Consider the following 1,141-nt stretch of genomic DNA (forward strand, 5'->3'; position numbering starts at 1 on the left):
CGTCGGCAGCGTCAGATGTGTATAAGAGACAGCTGTAGTGGTTAATACTGCGGCAGCGTTTAAGATACCGTTAATATCGGTAGCCTGATCTATCAGGTCCAACTGTGTTTTATAGGGTTTATGCCCTGTTTTTCGATATTGACAGTATCCAGGCCACTATAATAAAAATCACCGATCTTTTGGGTAGTGCTTCCTTTTGGCGCATTGGCGGCCAAGGCATCTTCATTGATTTTTTTTAACCGGTCGCGGATCTCTTCCTGAACTACATTGCCAATTCCCCAGCTGGAATATGCTGCCGGAATAGGGTTGCGTTTAAGCCAGCCGCCATTGGCATATTTGAAAAAATCGGTACGCGGATCAACGGATTTATCCAGGTTATCATAAACCGGATCATTTGAGGTTTCGGATCGTTCAATCTGATAAGCACTTAGTGCTAGAAGTGCTATGGAGGCACAACCAAGAAGCGTTGTTTTGTAAAGTTTTATCATATCGGTATATATGTTCCAGTAAATTTAAATAAAAATAAGTTGTTGATTAATTGCTGTTTGCAATAGTACTGATAGGTAACCCGGCTTTCCGAAAACTGATCATCAGGTGGCAAGCAGCAAAGAGCCTCGCCGGAAGGCCTTCTCCAAAAAGGGTAAAAACATGTCATTGCGAGCGTAGCGCGGCAATCCCAGATTTGTAGAACCGCTCTGTACAGTTAGGGATTGCCACGCTACGCTCGCAATGACGGTATTTTTTGATGTTTTCAGGTGGGGGCCTCTACCAGATCTTCACTCGTTTATCCGAATCAAGCCACATTTTATCGCCTTTTTTAACTTTAAATGCCTGGTAAAATTCAGGTGCATCGCTAAAAGGACCGTTTACACGCAAAAATCCTGGGGCATGAACATCTGTTAGTATCTGATTGGCCAGGGCCTCATCCCGTTCCTGGCCCAGCCAGCCCAGCGCATAGCCTAAGAAGAACCGCTGCATAGGGGTTAATCCGTTTATCCGTTTACCCTGCTTATATTGCTGGGTCTTTTTAAAAGCATCAATGCCTAAAACAATACCGCCCAAATCGGCAATGTTTTCGCCAAGGGTAGCTTTGCCGTTTACGTGCAGGCTATCCAATACTACATAACTGCTAAACCTGTCT

The 1,141-nt window shown here is 44.5% G+C and carries 2 protein-coding genes; both read right to left on the minus strand.

Annotated features, from left to right (window positions below):
• Positions 1–92: 92 nt before the first annotated feature.
• Complete coding sequence (locus B6S09_RS18885; protein ID WP_211281100.1) at positions 93–488, minus strand: M13 family metallopeptidase N-terminal domain-containing protein; 396 nt, start codon at positions 486–488, stop codon at positions 93–95.
• 277 nt (positions 489–765) lie between these two features.
• Positions 766–1,141 (minus strand): M13-type metalloendopeptidase (locus B6S09_RS18890; protein WP_141202008.1); only part of this gene is annotated, 376 nt, incomplete at its 5' end.

This window comes from Oceanimonas baumannii, from assembly GCF_002245495.1.
In the GTDB taxonomy this organism is placed as follows: Bacteria; Pseudomonadota; Gammaproteobacteria; order Enterobacterales; family Aeromonadaceae; genus Oceanimonas; species Oceanimonas baumannii.